The sequence below is a fragment of the Streptomyces sp. LUP30 genome (genome assembly GCF_001746365.1).
Taxonomy (GTDB): domain Bacteria; phylum Actinomycetota; class Actinomycetes; order Streptomycetales; family Streptomycetaceae; genus Streptomyces.
This window is the reverse complement of the sequence record NZ_MJAJ01000031.1, coordinates 1-14,114: the sequence shown is the minus strand read 5'-3', so window position 1 is coordinate 14,114 and position 14,114 is coordinate 1. Positions and strand designations below refer to the sequence as shown.

At 73.8% G+C, this 14,114-nt stretch carries 13 protein-coding genes; 9 read left to right on the top strand and 4 right to left on the bottom strand.

Annotated elements, in window-relative coordinates; genetic code table 11:
• The first annotated feature begins 54 nt into the window (after positions 1-54).
• Positions 55-756 carry a methyltransferase domain-containing protein gene (locus BG482_RS24090; RefSeq protein WP_069771204.1) on the top strand — a complete coding sequence of 234 codons (702 nt, stop codon included), beginning with the start codon at positions 55-57 and terminating at the stop codon, positions 754-756.
• A gap of 109 nt (positions 757-865) precedes the next feature.
• Here BG482_RS24090 and BG482_RS24085 read toward each other — a convergent pair whose 3' ends face one another.
• Complete coding sequence (locus BG482_RS24085; protein ID WP_069771203.1) at positions 866-1,078, bottom strand: hypothetical protein; 213 nt, start codon at positions 1,076-1,078, stop codon at positions 866-868.
• A 114-nt stretch (positions 1,079-1,192) separates the two neighbouring features.
• Here BG482_RS24085 and BG482_RS24080 point away from each other — a divergent pair, with 114 nt between their 5' ends.
• Entirely contained in the window at positions 1,193-2,410 is a 1,218-nt protein-coding gene (locus BG482_RS24080) for a bifunctional adenosylcobinamide kinase/adenosylcobinamide-phosphate guanylyltransferase (protein WP_069771202.1), read from the top strand.
• 18 nt (positions 2,411-2,428) lie between these two features.
• On the opposite strand, the gene BG482_RS24075 is transcribed toward BG482_RS24080, so the two are convergent.
• Entirely contained in the window at positions 2,429-3,328 is a 900-nt protein-coding gene (locus BG482_RS24075; RefSeq protein ID WP_069771201.1) for a class I SAM-dependent methyltransferase, read from the bottom strand.
• Between the two features lie 206 nt (positions 3,329-3,534).
• Here BG482_RS24075 and cobT point away from each other — a divergent pair, with 206 nt between their 5' ends.
• The 3 genes from cobT (at position 3,535) to BG482_RS44100 (ending at position 7,275) form a co-directional block, all read left to right on the top strand.
• Complete coding sequence (gene cobT, locus BG482_RS24070; protein ID WP_069771200.1) at positions 3,535-4,647, top strand: nicotinate-nucleotide--dimethylbenzimidazole phosphoribosyltransferase; 1,113 nt, start codon at positions 3,535-3,537, stop codon at positions 4,645-4,647.
• Positions 4,648-4,720: 73 nt separating this feature from the next.
• A complete protein-coding gene (locus BG482_RS24065) occupies positions 4,721-6,538 on the top strand; it encodes a phosphatidylglycerol lysyltransferase domain-containing protein (protein WP_069771199.1) in 1,818 nt (605 codons plus the stop codon).
• Complete coding sequence (locus BG482_RS44100; protein WP_069771198.1) at positions 6,535-7,275, top strand: hypothetical protein; 741 nt, start codon at positions 6,535-6,537, stop codon at positions 7,273-7,275. The genes BG482_RS24065 and BG482_RS44100 overlap by 4 nt, the downstream gene beginning before the upstream one ends.
• On the opposite strand, the gene BG482_RS24055 is transcribed toward BG482_RS44100, so the two are convergent.
• Positions 7,179-7,943: a hypothetical protein gene (locus BG482_RS24055; RefSeq protein WP_069771197.1), complete on the bottom strand. Its 765-nt coding sequence runs from the start codon at positions 7,941-7,943 to the stop codon at positions 7,179-7,181. The genes BG482_RS44100 and BG482_RS24055 overlap by 97 nt on opposite strands.
• 67 nt (positions 7,944-8,010) lie before the next feature.
• Here BG482_RS24055 and BG482_RS24050 point away from each other — a divergent pair, with 67 nt between their 5' ends.
• The gene (locus BG482_RS24050) at positions 8,011-8,871 is read left to right on the top strand and encodes an adenosylcobinamide-GDP ribazoletransferase (RefSeq protein ID WP_256096464.1); all 861 of its coding nucleotides are present in this window, start codon (positions 8,011-8,013) and stop codon (positions 8,869-8,871) included.
• A gap of 51 nt (positions 8,872-8,922) precedes the next feature.
• On the opposite strand, the gene BG482_RS24045 is transcribed toward BG482_RS24050, so the two are convergent.
• Positions 8,923-9,744 (bottom strand): endo alpha-1,4 polygalactosaminidase, encoded by an 822-nt coding sequence (locus BG482_RS24045; RefSeq protein ID WP_069771195.1) that lies wholly within the window; start codon positions 9,742-9,744, stop codon positions 8,923-8,925.
• A gap of 384 nt (positions 9,745-10,128) precedes the next feature.
• Here BG482_RS24045 and BG482_RS24040 point away from each other — a divergent pair, with 384 nt between their 5' ends.
• From BG482_RS24040 to BG482_RS24030, 3 genes are all read left to right on the top strand, one after another.
• Positions 10,129-11,664 (top strand): leucyl aminopeptidase, encoded by a 1,536-nt coding sequence (locus BG482_RS24040; RefSeq protein ID WP_069771194.1) that lies wholly within the window; start codon positions 10,129-10,131, stop codon positions 11,662-11,664.
• Positions 11,665-11,967: 303 nt separating this feature from the next.
• A complete protein-coding gene (gene lpdA / locus BG482_RS24035) occupies positions 11,968-13,356 on the top strand; it encodes a dihydrolipoyl dehydrogenase (RefSeq protein WP_069771193.1) in 1,389 nt (462 codons plus the stop codon).
• 66 nt (positions 13,357-13,422) lie between these two features.
• The coding region (locus BG482_RS24030; RefSeq protein WP_306286969.1) for a biotin/lipoyl-containing protein at positions 13,423-14,114 on the top strand (692 nt) is incomplete at its 3' end.

The window sequence follows — 14,114 nt, the reverse complement described above, 5'->3', positions numbered from 1 at the left end:
AAGGCCTGGCTCAGCAGGTTGGGCGGGCTGCGTGACGTCGTACGTCAGGAGCTGGTGGCCCGGCAGCTCGACGAGCAGATAGCGGGGCGTTACCCGGTCGGTCAGCGGCTGCGGGTGCTCGACGTGGGCATGGGCCAGGGCACGCAGGCGCTGCGGCTGGCCCGGCTCGGGCATCAGGTGACCGGTCTCGAACAGGACGCGACGATGATCGCCGCGGCCCGGGAGGCGCTGTCAGGGGAGCCCGAGGGCATCCGGGAGCGGATGCGGATCATCGAGGGCGACGGCCGGGACACCGGGGTGCACTTCCTGCCCGGGAGCTTCGACGTGGTGCTGTGCCACGGCGTGCTCATGTACGTGGAGGAACCGGACGCCCTGCTCGCGGGGCTCGCCCGGATGCTGGCCCCCGGCGGACTGCTGTCGCTGCTGGTGCGCAACGCGGACGCGCTGGCCATGCGGCCGGGCATGTCCGGGGACTGGGCGGGCGCGCTGGGCGCGTTCGACACCGTCTCGTACCGCAACCGGCTGGGTCTGGACGTGCGGGCGGACCGGCTGGCCGCGCTGACCGGCACGCTCGCCGGGATCGGGGCGCCGCTGCAGGCCTGGTACGGCGTACGGATCTTCACGGACACGGCCGCGGACGCGGCGGAGATCCCCGACGACTTCGAGGCCCTGCTGGCCGCCGAGGAGCGGGCCGGACGCATCGATCCCTATCGTCAGGTGGCGGCGCTGCTGCATCTGTGCGGCGTGCGCGGCTGAACGCGCGCCCGGGCGCGCGCGCCCCGTTCTCGGGTGTGCTCCGCTCGTTCGGGTGAACGGCGGACGGGGTGACCGGTGTCCGGCCACCCCGTGTGCGGCCGAAGCCGCCCTACGCCTCGTTGGCCTGCAGGCTCATCGGACCGTAGATCTCGGTGGAGTCCTCGAAGAGCCGGACCTGGTCGGCGCCGCCTTCGAGGAGGTCCTTCCAGACCTCCCCGATCCAGGACTCGGCGTCCCCCTGCGTGGTGAACTCCTCGGGCTGCACCGCCGGTTGGACCTCCGTCCCGTCGGACTTCTCGAACCGCCACGTCCATGCCGCCATGTACGCCTCCCAGCTGTGACCACGTGCAGAGCAGAAGCCGGATCAAGGTCCGGCTTCTGCCCCGCAGCCTAGCCGGATGCGCAAGACCGGGTCGGACGCGCGAAAATCAGCTCCGTGGAAGTCACTCTGCTCGGTACCGGCGCCCCGGCGGGCCTGCCCCGCCCCGACTGCTCCTGCGCCGTGTGCGCGACCTCGCTCGGCGCGCACGCGCGGGCGGCGACCGCGTTGCTCGTGGACGGGGCCCTGTTGCTCGACCTGACTCCGGGCGCGGCGTTCGCGGCCGCGCGGGCCGGGCGTTCGCTGGGCGGGGTGGCCCAGGTCCTGTTGACGCACCCGCACGACGGGCCCGCGGTGGAGGTGCCGGCCGGACTGCCGCAGCCCGCCCGCGCGTCGGACGGGCGGGATCTGGCGCTGCTGACGGGGCATCGGGTGCGGGCGGTGGCGATGGACGCGCCGGGCACCGGCTACGCGGTGACGGGCCCGGACGGGCGTCGGCTGCTGTATCTGCCGCCCGGCGGCGCGCCGGCCGGTCTGGAGGAGGGCTCGGAGCCGGCTGAGCGCTACGACATGGTCCTCACGGACGTGGTGGGGCGGCCGGACGGGCTGGCGAAGCTGCGGGCGGTCGGCGCGGTGGGACCGACGACGGACGTGGTCGCCGTCCACCTGGACCACGACGTGGCGCCGGGCGCGGAGCTGCGGCGGCGGCTCGCGGCGGCGGGGGCGCGGGCGGTGCCGGACGGCTCGACGCTGACGGTGGGGGTGTACGACGACATGTCGGCCGTGCCGGACGTGCCCCGGCGGACGATGGTGCTGGGCGGCGCCCGGTCGGGGAAGTCGGTGGAGGCCGAACGGCGGCTGGAGTCCTTCCCCGACGTGCTGTACGTCGCCACTGGGGGCGCCCGGGGCGGCGACACCGAGTGGGCCTCGCGGGTGGCCGCGCACCGGGAGCGGCGGCCGGGCTCGTGGCGGACGACGGAGACCTGCGACCTGGTGCCGCTGCTGGTCCGGGAGGGGGCGCCGCTGCTGATCGACTGTCTGTCGCTGTGGCTGACGGACGTCATGGACTCCGTCGGGGCGTGGGACGACGCGTTGTGGGCGGACGGCGGTGAGCGGGCGCTGCGTTCGCGTGTGGCGGAGTTGGCGGAGGCGGTGCGCTCGGCCCGGCGGACGGTGGTGCTGGTGTCCAACGAGGTGGGTTCGGGGATCGTGCCGGCGACGGCGTCGGGGCGCCGATACCGCGACGAGCTGGGGCGATTGAACGCTGCGGTCGCGGACGAGTGCGAGCAGGTCGTGCTGGTGGTCGCGGGGCAGGCGCTGGTGCTGCGCGGGTGAGCACGGGGCCCGGCCGGGTCAGCCGCGGCGCGCGACGACCCGGTAGGCGTTGGAGAAACGGGTGCGGCGCAGGGCGGGGGCCAGGAGATGGTCGAGGGCCGCGGCCGGGGCCGTCAGGGATCCGGCCGTCCGGGGCAGGCGGGTGCGCCGGGCGTAGAGCGAGGCGGCGGCCGCCAGGTCCCGCGGGTTGTGGGCGGCTCTGCGGTCCGTGACGACGATCTCACAGCCCCGCGCCTCCAGTTCGGCCCGGATGTTGGCCAGGGGGATCAGATGGAGATGGCGGGGCTGGTCGTAGGAGTGCCACCACTTGCCCAGGACGCGCGCGAACGCGCTGGCGGGGTCGGGGAGTTCGAGGAGCAGATGGCCGCCCGGACGCAGGGCCGTCAGCGCCGCCGCGAGTTCCCCTCTGGGGTCCCGGGTGTGTTCCAGGTGATGGAGCATGCTGACCACGTCGTAACGCCCGCGCAGCCGGGCCAGGACCTGGGGGGCCGTCAACTCGCCCACGTGGGCCTCGTCGAGCCGGCCCGCGGCCCTCGCCCGCTCCACCCTCGGGGTCGGGTCCACCCCGTCGAACGCCGTGTAGGCGAACAGCGGCCTGGCCGCCTCCGGGAAGGCCGCGTCCCCCGTCCCGACGTCCAGCCAGCTCTCCGGCTCGGGGAAGCGCAGCATCGTCCGGGCCGTGGCCTCCAGGCGTCCGCGCTCGACGGGCCGGTCCTCCTCGGCGGCGTAGAGCTCCAGCCCCTCGGGGGTCAGACGCGGGTTCTGGAAGGCGTGCGCGCAGTCCCGGCACTCGTCGACGACGAACGTGCCGGGCCTGCGCAGACGCAGATCAGGTGCGCGCAGCCGGGTGCGCAGGCGCTTCGAGGCGCACCAGGGGCAGTCGTCGCGGCGCGGCTCGTGGACGGGCCTGAGAGGCATGAGCGGCTCCGGGGCGAAGGAGGGATGGGGGGGATGGGGGGATGGGCGGGAGGGAGCAGTGACGGGTGACGGGTGACGGGTGACGGGAGGGCGATATACGGCAAACCGGAACGTATGGGATACGGGTGCGGGGTGCAATGACGTCGCGCCGGTGTGGTGGCGACGGGGCGCGGAACCGTTCGATCGGTGCCGGTACTGTTCGGCGAATGAGCTCGCTTAATCTCGACGACTTCACCGATCTGATCGAGCGCCCCGACGGCGGGACCCGCCGTGACGCAGAGGCGCGCCGGGAGCGTCAGATCGTGCCGCCCGGATCGCTGGGGCGCCTGGACGGCCTGGGCGAGTGGCTGGCGGCGGCGCAGGGCTCGTCGCCGGTGCGGCCGATCGAGCGACCGCGGGTGGTGCTGTTCGCCGGTGACCACGGCGTCGCCGGGCTCGGCGTCTCCGCCCGGCCCGCGGGCAGCGCCGCGGAGTTGGTGCGGGAGGTCCTGGAGGGCGGCCGTCCGGTGTCCGTGCTCGCACGTCGGCTCGGCGTGCCGGTACGGGTCGTGGACATGGCGCTGGACTGCGACCCGGACGCGTTCCCGGCGGACGTCGTGCGGCACCGGGTGCGGCGCGGCAGCGGCCGCATCGACATCGAGGACGCGCTGACGCTCCAGGAGGCCGAGGCCGCCTTCCTGGCGGGCGTGGCCGTCGCGGACGAGGAGGCGGACTCCGGCACCGATCTGGTCGTGCTCGGCGACGTCAGCGTGGGCGGGACGACGGCCGCGGGCGTGCTGGTCGCCGCGCTGTGCGGGACCGACGCGTCCGTGGTGACCGGGCGCGGCGGCGACGCGATCGACGACCTGGCCTGGATGCGCAAGTGCGCCGCGATCCGGGACGCGCTGCGGCGGGCGCGGCCGGTGCTGGGCGAGCAACTGCATCTGCTGGCGACGGTGGGCGGGGCCGACCTCGCGGCCATGACGGGCTTTCTGCTCCAGTGCGCGGTACGGAAGTTGCCGGTGGTCCTGGACGGGGTCGTGGCGGCCGCGTGCGCGCTCGTCGGACAGCGGATCGCCTTCCGGGCGCCCGACTGGTGGCTGGCCGGCCACAGGAGCGGTGAACCGGGACAGGCGAAGGCACTCGATCGGATGGCTCTGGAACCGCTGCTGGACCAGGGCGTGAAGGTCGGGGAGGGCGCCGGGGCGCTGCTCGCGCTGCCGTTGGTGCAGGCGGCGGCCGCGCTGGCCGCGGAGCTGCCGGAGAAGCCCGGGGCGGCCGACGAGAAGCCCGGGGATTCCGCTACCGAGGGCCCCGCGGAGGCGTCCGCGACCGAGTAGGACGGCGGACCAAAAGGGACAGGCGGCGGCAAAAGAGCGGTTTCCCGGAAGTGCACCCATATGATCACCGATCATGGGCAACACCCGGGGCGCCGCCGCCTTCGCCGTCTGGTACCTGCGGGCCGTCGCGTTCGTCAACTTCCTCAGTGCGGTGTGGGTCTCCCTGGGGCAGGACGTGCGGCGGCACAACCAGGCGGACCTCTTCACTCCGTACCTGCTCACGGCCGGATTCGCGTCCGGGGCATTCACCGCGTTCCTGGCCGTCACCATGCGGCGGCGCAAACGGGCCGCGTGGATCCTGAACCTCTGTCTGAGCGGAGCGTTCCTGGGCCTGTTCGCGCTGGCCATGGCGTTCCCGGAGATCCGGCGCAGACCCCAGAACTGGGTCTCGCTCGCGCTGACCGCCGCCTTCGTCGCCGCGCTGGTCGCGGGGCGGCGGGAGTTCTACGCGAAGGGCGACCGGTCCAACCCGAAGCTCGCCGCGGCCGTCGGGGCCGGTGGGCTGCTGGCCGCGTCGCTGCTGGCCGCGCTGCTCGTGACGGCGACCGACCGGTCGTCCGTGCCGTCCACCTTCCTCGAACGCTGGCGCTACGGCGCGCTGCGGCTGGTCTCCGTCACCGCCGACGACTACCGCGTCGCCGGGATCACCACTCCCACCTGGGTCGACGTCGCCGTCAACGTGCTGAGCACCGCGCTCGTCCTCGCCGTCCTGTACGCCGCCTTCCGCTCCCGGCGGGCCGTCGACCCGCTCACCGAGGACGACGAGAAGGGGCTGCGGGAGCTCCTCGACCGGCACGGTGAGCGCGACTCGCTCGGGTACTTCGCGCTGCGCCGGGAGAAGAGCGTGCGCTGGTCGCCGACCGGGAAGGCGGCCGTCGCCTACCGCGTCCTGGGCGGGGTGTCGCTGGCCTCCGGGGATCCGCTCGGCGATCCGGAGGCCTGGCCCGGCGCGATCGAGCCGTGGCTCGCCGAGGCGCGGGCGCACGGCTGGATCCCGGCGGTGATGGGGGCGAGCGAGGAGGCGGGGACGGTCTACGCCCGGCACGGGCTGGACGCGCTGGAACTCGGCGACGAGGCCATCGTCGACGTCGCCGAGTTCACCCTGGAGGGGCGGGCCATGCGGACCGTCCGGCAGGCCTGCAACCGGGTGAGACGGGCCGGGTACACCGTGCGCGTCCGCCGGCACGAGGACATCCCGGCCGACGAGATGGCGTCCCTCGTGCGACGTGCCGACGACTGGCGGGACGGGGCCACCGAGCGCGGGTTCAGCATGGCGCTGGGGCGGCTCGGGGACCCGCGGGACGGGCGCTGCGTGATGCTGGAGTGCGCCGACGCCGGGGGCGAGTTGCGGGCGCTGCTGTCGTTCGTGCCGTGGGGACCGCACGGGCTGTCCCTCGACCTGATGCGCCGGGACCGCGACTGCGACAACGGGCTGATCGAGTTCATGGTCATCGAGCTGCTCCGGCTGGCCCGACAGACCTTGGAGGCCCGGCGGGCCCCGGAGGCCGGGGACGCCCGGGAGGCCCGGACGGCGCCCGCGGACGGGGCGGCCGGTGAGAGCTGGGCGGCCGGCGGGATCCGGGTCACGCAGGTCTCGCTGAACTTCGCCGTGTTCCGGTCCGTGTTCGAGCGGGGCGCGCGGCTCGGCGCCGGGCCGGTGCTGAGGCTGTGGCGGTCGCTGCTCGGCTTCTTCTCGCGCTGGTGGCAGATCGAGTCGCTGTACCGCGCCAACGCCAAGTACCGGCCCATCTGGGAGCCGCGGTTCCTGCTCTTCGAGAAGAGCGCCGACCTGCCCCGGATCGGCATCGCGGCGGCGCGGGCGGAGGGGTTCCTGGAGGCGCCGGGGCTGCCGAAGTGGCTGCACCGCAGGCGCCTGGAGACCCGCCGGTGAGGCGGATCGTCCGCTGGGCCCGGGCCGAGTGGGGGCCGCTGTACGCGGCCGTGCGCGAGCCGCTGGCGGCCCGGCGGTGGCGGGCCGCGCCGATGACCCTGGGCGCGGTGTGCCTGACGTCCGCGACCCAGGCCGTGCAGAACCAGTCGTGGGGCTACCAGCCGGTCCAGGACCTCGGGGCGGTGCGGGCCGAGGACCCGTTGGCGCTCGCCCTGCTGCGGACCCCGCTGTCGCTGTTCGTCCCCGCGCTGGACCTGCCGGTATGGGGCGCCCTCGCACAGATCCTGCTGGTGTTCGGGATCGCGGAGCTGTGTCTGGGCTGGTGGCGGACCCTCGTCATCGCCTACGCCGCCACCCTCGCCGGGACCCTGTACGCGCGCGTGGGCATCGCCCTCGGCCCGCACGGCCCGCTCGGGCTGCCCGTTTCGGACGCCCTGGTGGTGGACACCGGCCCGTCGGCGGCCGTGGTCGGCCTCGCGGTGTTCCTGGGCTGGCGCCACCGCGCGTACGCGACGGCGGCCGCGGTGATCGTCGCGATGGCCGTCGAAGTGGCGCTGAAGGGCAACCTGGCGGGCAAGGAGCATCTGGCGGCGATCGCGGCGGTCCTGGCGCTGTGCGGGGCCGCGCAGGCGCGCCGACGTCAGCGCCGCTCGGCGGAGGCGGTGAGTTCCGCGTCCGTCTTGCCGCCCAGCCAGTCCCCCACCAGTCGGCGCGGACGGGCCCAGCGCCGGTCGTGACGGTAGGCGCGCAGCGTCGCCCTCGCCCGCGCGCGGGGGCGCCGCCGATAGAACCGGCGAGCCCAGGGCGAGCCCGGGCGGGCCAGCCGGACGAGGCCGATCAGGCCCACGAAGGGCACGAAGACGCTGAAGACGGCCGTCATGACCTTGCCCTTGGTCAGCACGGCCAGCGAGAAGAGCAAGTTGAGGGCGACGGTCGCGAGGACGCTCCCGCGGTCCTGCAGCTCCTCCTGGCTCATGTCGTTGACCCCGAAGGGCGCGAAGCCCACCAGCAGCAGTCCGCCCAGCGCCGCCGTCAGGACCACGGCCTCCACGCTCTTGCGGCCCGCCTCCGTCCAGTACACGTCGTCCAGGTGCAGGATCAGCGCGAACTCGTCGAGGACGAGGCCCGTCCCGATGCCGAAGACCACCGCGCAGGCGCCCGAACCGAAGCCGTGCCGTCCGCTGGCCACCGCGCCGAAGCCGCCCGCGACGGTCAGGACGATGCCCGGCACCACATGGTGGATGTGCACGCCGCCGGAGCTGATGTTGCCGAAGGGGCCCTTGCCGGCCCGGATCAGCCGGGTGATGACCCGGGTGATCAGGAAGGTGAGCACGAACGCGGCCAGCGCGAGCAGCAGGGGGAGCTTGCCCGGTTCGACGACGTTGCGGTGCAGCCAGTGGCCCATGCCGCCAGTCTCACGGGCCACGGGGCGGGCTGCCTCGCGGGTGGGGCGTCCGGGCTACTCTGCCGCCGTGTCCACGACCTCGCCCTTCGACGGCCTCCGCTTCGCCTTCGGCACCCTGACGGCGCTCCCGGTCAGGGTGTCCCGCTGGGACCGTGCCGCCGCGCGCGGGGGCATGCTGAGCGCGCCCCTGGTCGGTCTGGTGGTCGGCGGCTGCGCGGCCGGACTCGGGCTGCTGCTGCTCGGGACGGGCGCGAGCCCGCTGCTCGCCGCCGTCGCCTCCGCCGCCGTGCCCGCCGTCCTCACCCGCGGGCTGCACCTGGACGGGCTGGCCGACACCGCGGACGGCCTGGGCAGCGGAAAGCCCGCCGAGGACGCGCTGCGGATCATGAAGCAGTCGGACATCGGCCCCTTCGGCGTGCTCACGCTCGTTCTCGTGCTGCTGGCGCAGGTGGCCGCGCTGACGCAGCTCTACGACAGCTCATGGGCGCTGGGCGCGCTGGCCGCCGTGGTCTCCGCCGTAGCCGCTCGTCTCGCGCTGACCCTGGCCGCCCGCGACGGGGTGCCGCCCGCTCGGCCCGAGGGGCTGGGCGCGGCGGTGGCGGGGGTGGTCCCGGTGCGCGGGGCGGTCCTGGCCGCCGGGGTCGTCACGCTGGCCGCGGCGGGCGCGGGAGCGTGGTGGGGGCCGTACGGGAGCGGCGTCGTCGTCCTGATCGGATCGGGGACGGGCGGGGCGGGGGCCGCGGGGGCCTCCTTCGAGCCGTACGACGCCGTGGGGCCGGTGCTGGCGGTCCTCGCCGCCCTCGTCGCCGCCGAACTCCTCCTGCGGCACTGCACGCGCCGGTTCGGCGGGGTCACCGGGGACGTCTTCGGCGGCCTGGCGGAGACGGCGGCGACGACCGCCCTGATCGTGCTCTGCCTGGGCCGTTAGGCCGCCGCCCGGTCCCTGTCCCGGGTTCGCGGAAGGGGCCCTGACCGCTCGTCAGCAGGCCTCGCGCCAGGCTCCCAGTTCGTACTTCTTCAGCAGCGAACTCAGCTTCAGACGACGGGAGTCGGCGCAGAAGGCGCTCGTGGGCAGTTCGTACTCCACGTGGAACACGGCCTTGCCCGCCTCGACGAAGGGGGTCAGGTCCGCGCATTCGCCGTACTGGGCGCACTGTTCGTTCACCGCGAAGTCGAAGTCGCCGACGAGAGCGGGGATCTGGTCGAGGTCGTTCTTGAGGCCGACGGACATGCCGCGTTCATGGGCGAGCCGGGCGACGAGGCGGTTGTAGCGCAGTTGGTCGGCGGCCCCGATCGGGAAGCCCGTGGTGTTCCGGTAGCCGTCCATGTTGTCCGGCTCGACGGCGTCGAAGCCCTTGTCGCGGCACATGTCGAGGCGTGCCGCCAGCAGCGGTTCCAGGACGTCCGTCCTGCGGATGTCGAGCCAGCGCTCGCCCTTCCAGCCGTTTCCCTCGCCGATCACCGACGCGGGGAACTTCTTCGCGTCGGGCCGCCAGTCCTCCCAGGCGCCGGTGGAGAGGTAGCAGACGACCCGGCGGCCGTCGTCGTGCAGGCCGGCCACCGTGGCCGCGTCGTGGTCGAAGCCGTCGATGTCGTAGACCGGCACGTCGACGGAGGTGTCCAGCCGGCCGCTGAGCTGCCACTGCCAGCCGACGCCGGGGGCCGGCCGCCACCACGTACCGGCCGTTGCGGTCGCGCCGTTGCGGGGTCCGTCGTCGTCGCGGGGTCCGTCGTCCGGGGCGGCGGAGCAGCCCGCGAGCAGCAGGGCGACAAGGGGCAGCAGGGCGGTCGGGTGTCTCACCGGGCAGGGCTCCAGGGTGTGCGGCGACGTACCCGGACGATGATCGCCCATGCCCGCGCCGAAGGGTGCGGCGGCCGTTCGCCGGCGGTCCGGCGACGCCGTCCGCCCGGAATGGGACGGGAACGGCGACTACACGCCGTTTCGCGGAGTGCTCGGACCGAGGAGTGGCCATGACCGCGCCGCCGGGTGAACACTCGCGTGCGTGAGCGAACGCACCCGCACGCGTACGCTCGTTCCGGGTTCGCTCCGCCGGTCCGCCGCGCCGGTGAGGCAGACCCCGGATGCGACTGCGCCCAGGACCCGGATCTAGGGTCGGCCCTGGGCCCGGTCGACCCACACACTCCGGCCACAGCAACTCCACATCGGAAGCGAGATTTCACCACCGTGACTGCTCTCACTCTCAGCACCGCCGCGGCGCCCGGCCTGCGGGCCGACGCGATCGTGATCGGTGTCGCCAAGGGCGCAAAGGGCCCGATCGTCGCCCCAGGCGCCGAAGCCGTCGACAAGGCGTTCGACGGCCGGCTCGCCGGCGTTCTGGAGACCCTCGGGGCTTCGGGCGCCGAGGGCGAGGTGACGAAGCTGCCCGCCCCGGCCGGCTTCAAGACGCCTCTCGTGCTCGCGGTGGGGCTCGGCTCCGAGCCCGAGAAGGACGCCGCCTTCGACGCCGAGGCGCTGCGCAGGGCGGCCGGCTCGGCCGCCCGCACCCTCACCGGCGCCAAGAAGGCCGCCTTCGCCCTGCCGGTGACCGACGCCGCCGACGCCGGCGCGATCGGTGAGGGCGTGGTGCTCGGCGCGTACTCCTTCGACGCCTACAAGCAGACCGCGCGCGCGAACGGCGACGCCAAGGCCAAGAACGACAAGGCGCCGCTCGCCGAGGCCGTCCTCCTCGGCGGGAAGCCGCGCGACGCCGCCCACAAGGCGGCGCTCGCCCGCGCCGCCGCCGTGGGCGAGGAGCTCAACCGCGCCCGCGACCTGATCAACATGCCGCCGAACGACCTCGACCCCGAGGCGTTCGCCGCTCTCGCCCAGACGGCGGCCAAGGAGCACGGCATCAAGATCCAGATCCTCGACGAGAAGGCTCTCGTCAAGGGCGGCTACGGCGGCATCCTCGGCGTCGGCGCCGGTTCCGCCTCGGCCCCGCGCCTGGTGAAGCTGTCGTACACCTCCTCGAAGGCGAAGAAGCACCTCGCCTTCGTCGGCAAGGGCATCACGTACGACTCGGGCGGCATCTCGCTGAAGCCCGCCGGGCACAACGAGACGATGAAGTGCGACATGAGCGGGGCGGCGGCGGTCTTCGCCGCGGTCGTCGCGGCCGCGCGGCTCGGCCTGGAGGTGAACGTCACCGGATGGCTGGCGCTCGCCGAGAACATGCCGTCCGGCTCCGCCACCCGCCCCGGCGACGTGCTGCGCATGTACAGCGGCAAGACCGTCGAGGTCCTCAACACCGACGCCGAGGGCCGGCTGGTCCTCGCGGACGCGCTGTGGGCGGCCTCCGCGGAGAAGCCGGACGCGATCGTCGACGTCGCGACCCTGACCGGCGCGATGATGCTGGCGCTGGGCAGCCGCACCTTCGGGATCATGGCCAACGACGACGCGTTCCGCTCGGCGGTGCACGAGGCCGCCGAGGAGGTCGGCGAGCCGGCGTGGCCCATGCCCCTTCCGGAACACCTGCGCAAGGGCATGGACTCCACCGTCGCGGACATCGCCAACATGGGTGAGCGGATGGGCGGCGGCCTGGTCGCCGGTCTCTTCCTGCGCGAGTTCGTGGGCGAGGGGATCACCTGGGCGCACCTGGACATCGCCGGGCCCGCGTTCAACGAGGGCGGGGCCTTCGGGTACACCCCGAAGGGCGGCACCGGCACCGCGGTGCGGACGCTGGTGCGGCTGGCCGAGCTGACCGCCGCCGGCGACCTGGGCTAACCCCCCGGGGAAGGGGGGACTGTGCGCCTGGTCACTCGGGTCCGTACGTCGCGTGACGGGTACGGGCCGAATGTGGCCGGTCGCGCGGTCCCCCGCGCCCCTGGCCGGGCCGACCCCCATGTCACAAGTGAGCGTGGGGTGTCTCACACCCCGGCCCCGCGTCTCGTTCGTCTCCCGCAAGTGCGAAGATGGGCCTCGGCAGGACAGGGCCCCCACCACAGGGCCGAAGAAAGAGCGGCCGGACACCAGCCGCCGGCGGTCAGCGACGACCGGCGCACGGCGCACATGCATGGAGGACGTGACGTGGCGAACGACGCCAGCACCGTTTTCGACCTAGTGATCCTCGGCGGTGGTAGTGGCGGGTACGCCGCGGCCCTGCGCGGGGCGCAGCTGGGCCTGGACGTCGCCCTGATCGAGAAGGACAAGGTCGGCGGCACCTGCCTGCACCGGGGTTGCATCCCCACCAAGGCCCTGCTGCACGCGGGCGAGATCGCCGACCAGGCCCGCGAGAGCGAGCAGTTCGGCGTGAAGGCGACCTTCGAGGGCATCGACGTCCCCGGCGTCCACAAGTACAAGGACGGCGTCGTCTCGGGCCTGTACAAGGGTCTTCAGGGGCTGATCGCCTCCCGCAAGGTGACCTACATCGAGGGTGAGGGCCGGCTGTCCTCCCCCACCTCCGTCGACGTGAACGGGCAGCGGGTCCAGGGCCGCCACGTGCTGCTGGCGACCGGCTCCGTGCCGAAGTCGCTGCCGGGCCTGGAGATCGACGGCGACCGGATCATCTCCTCGGACCACGCCCTCGTCCTGGACCGCGTGCCGAAGTCCGCGATCATCCTGGGCGGCGGCGTCATCGGCGTCGAGTTCGCCTCGGCGTGGAAGTCCTTCGGCGCCGAGGTGACGGTCGTCGAGGGCCTCAAGCACCTCGTCCCGGTCGAGGACGAGAACTCCTCCAAGCTCCTCGAGCGCGCGTTCCGCAAGCGTGGCATCAAGTTCAACCTGGGCACCTTCTTCTCGAAGGCCGAGTACACCGCCGACGGCGTCAAGGTGATCCTGGCCGACGGCAAGGAGTTCGAGGCCGAGGTCCTGCTGGTCGCGGTCGGCCGCGGGCCCGTCTCCGCCGGTCTGGGCTACGAGGAGCAGGGCGTCGCCATGGACCGCGGCTACGTCCTGGTCGACGAGTACATGCGCACCAACGTCCCGACGATCTCCGCGGTCGGCGACCTGGTCCCGACGCTCCAGCTCGCGCACGTCGGCTTCGCCGAGGGCATGCTGGTGGCGGAGCGTCTGGCCGGTCTGAAGACCGTGCCGATCGACTACGACGGCGTCCCCCGGGTGACGTACTGCCACCCCGAGGTCGCCTCCGTGGGCATCACCGAGGCGAAGGCCAAGGAGATCTACGGCGCGGACAAGGTCGTCGCTCTGAAGTACAGCCTCGCGGGCAACGGCAAGAGCAAGATCCTCAACACCTCGGGCGAGATCAAGCTCGTCCAGGTGAAGGACGGCGCGGTGGTCGGCGTCCACATGGTCGGCGACCGCATGGGCGAGCAGGTCGGCGAAGCCCAGCTGATCTACAACTGGGAGGCGCTGCCCGCCGAGGTCGCGCAGCTGGTCCACGCCCACCCGACGCAGAACGAAGCGCTCGGCGAGGCCCACCTGGCCCTGGCGGGCAAGCCGCTGCACGCTCACGACTGACCCTCGGTCGAGACACGTCGAAGCGACGACACAGACTTCCGCAACTCGTAAGGAGCAACCGAAACCATGGCGGTTTCCGTAACCCTTCCGGCGCTCGGCGAGAGCGTCACCGAGGGCACCGTCACCCGCTGGCTGAAGGCCGAGGGTGAGCGCGTCGAGGCCGACGAGCCCCTGCTCGAGGTGTCGACCGACAAGGTCGACACCGAGATCCCCTCCCCCGCGTCCGGCGTCCTGGCGTCCATCAAGGTCGCCGAGGACGAGACGGTCGAGGTCGGCGCCGAGCTGGCCGTGATCGACGACGGCACCGGAGCCCCGGCCGCCGCCCCGGCCCCGGCCGCCGAGGAGGTCGCTCCGCCGGCCCCCGAGCCGGCCCCGGCCGCCCAGCCCTCCACCGAGCAGGCGGCTCCGGCCCCGGCTCCCACCCCCGAGGCCGCCGCCGGCGGCGGTTCCGCCGAGGGCACGGACGTCGTCCTGCCCGCGCTCGGCGAGTCCGTCACCGAGGGCACCGTCACCCGCTGGCTGAAGTCGGTCGGCGACTCGGTCGAGGCCGACGAGCCGCTGCTCGAGGTCTCCACCGACAAGGTCGACACCGAGATCCCGGCGCCCACCTCCGGTGTGCTGCTGGAGATCACCGTCGGCGAGGACGAGACCGCCGAGGTCGGCGCCAAGCTGGCCGTCATCGGCGCCCCGGGCGCGGCTCCGGCCGCTGCTCCGGCTCCCGCAGCCCCGGCCCCGGCCCCGGCCGCCGAGGCTCCGGC

Excerpts from the sequence above, each read along its gene's own strand:
- BG482_RS24085 (WP_069771203.1), bottom strand. The coding sequence starts at position 1,078 with ATGGCGGCATGGACGTGGCGGTTCGAGAAGTCCGACGGGACGGAGGTC.
- BG482_RS24075 (WP_069771201.1), bottom strand. The coding sequence starts at position 3,328 with ATGCCTCTCAGGCCCGTCCACGAGCCGCGCCGCGACGACTGCCCCTGG.
- cobT (WP_069771200.1), top strand. The coding sequence starts at position 3,535 with ATGAGCTCGCTTAATCTCGACGACTTCACCGATCTGATCGAGCGCCCC.
- BG482_RS24065 (WP_069771199.1), top strand. The coding sequence starts at position 4,721 with ATGGGCAACACCCGGGGCGCCGCCGCCTTCGCCGTCTGGTACCTGCGG.
- BG482_RS24055 (WP_069771197.1), bottom strand. The coding sequence starts at position 7,943 with ATGGGCCACTGGCTGCACCGCAACGTCGTCGAACCGGGCAAGCTCCCC.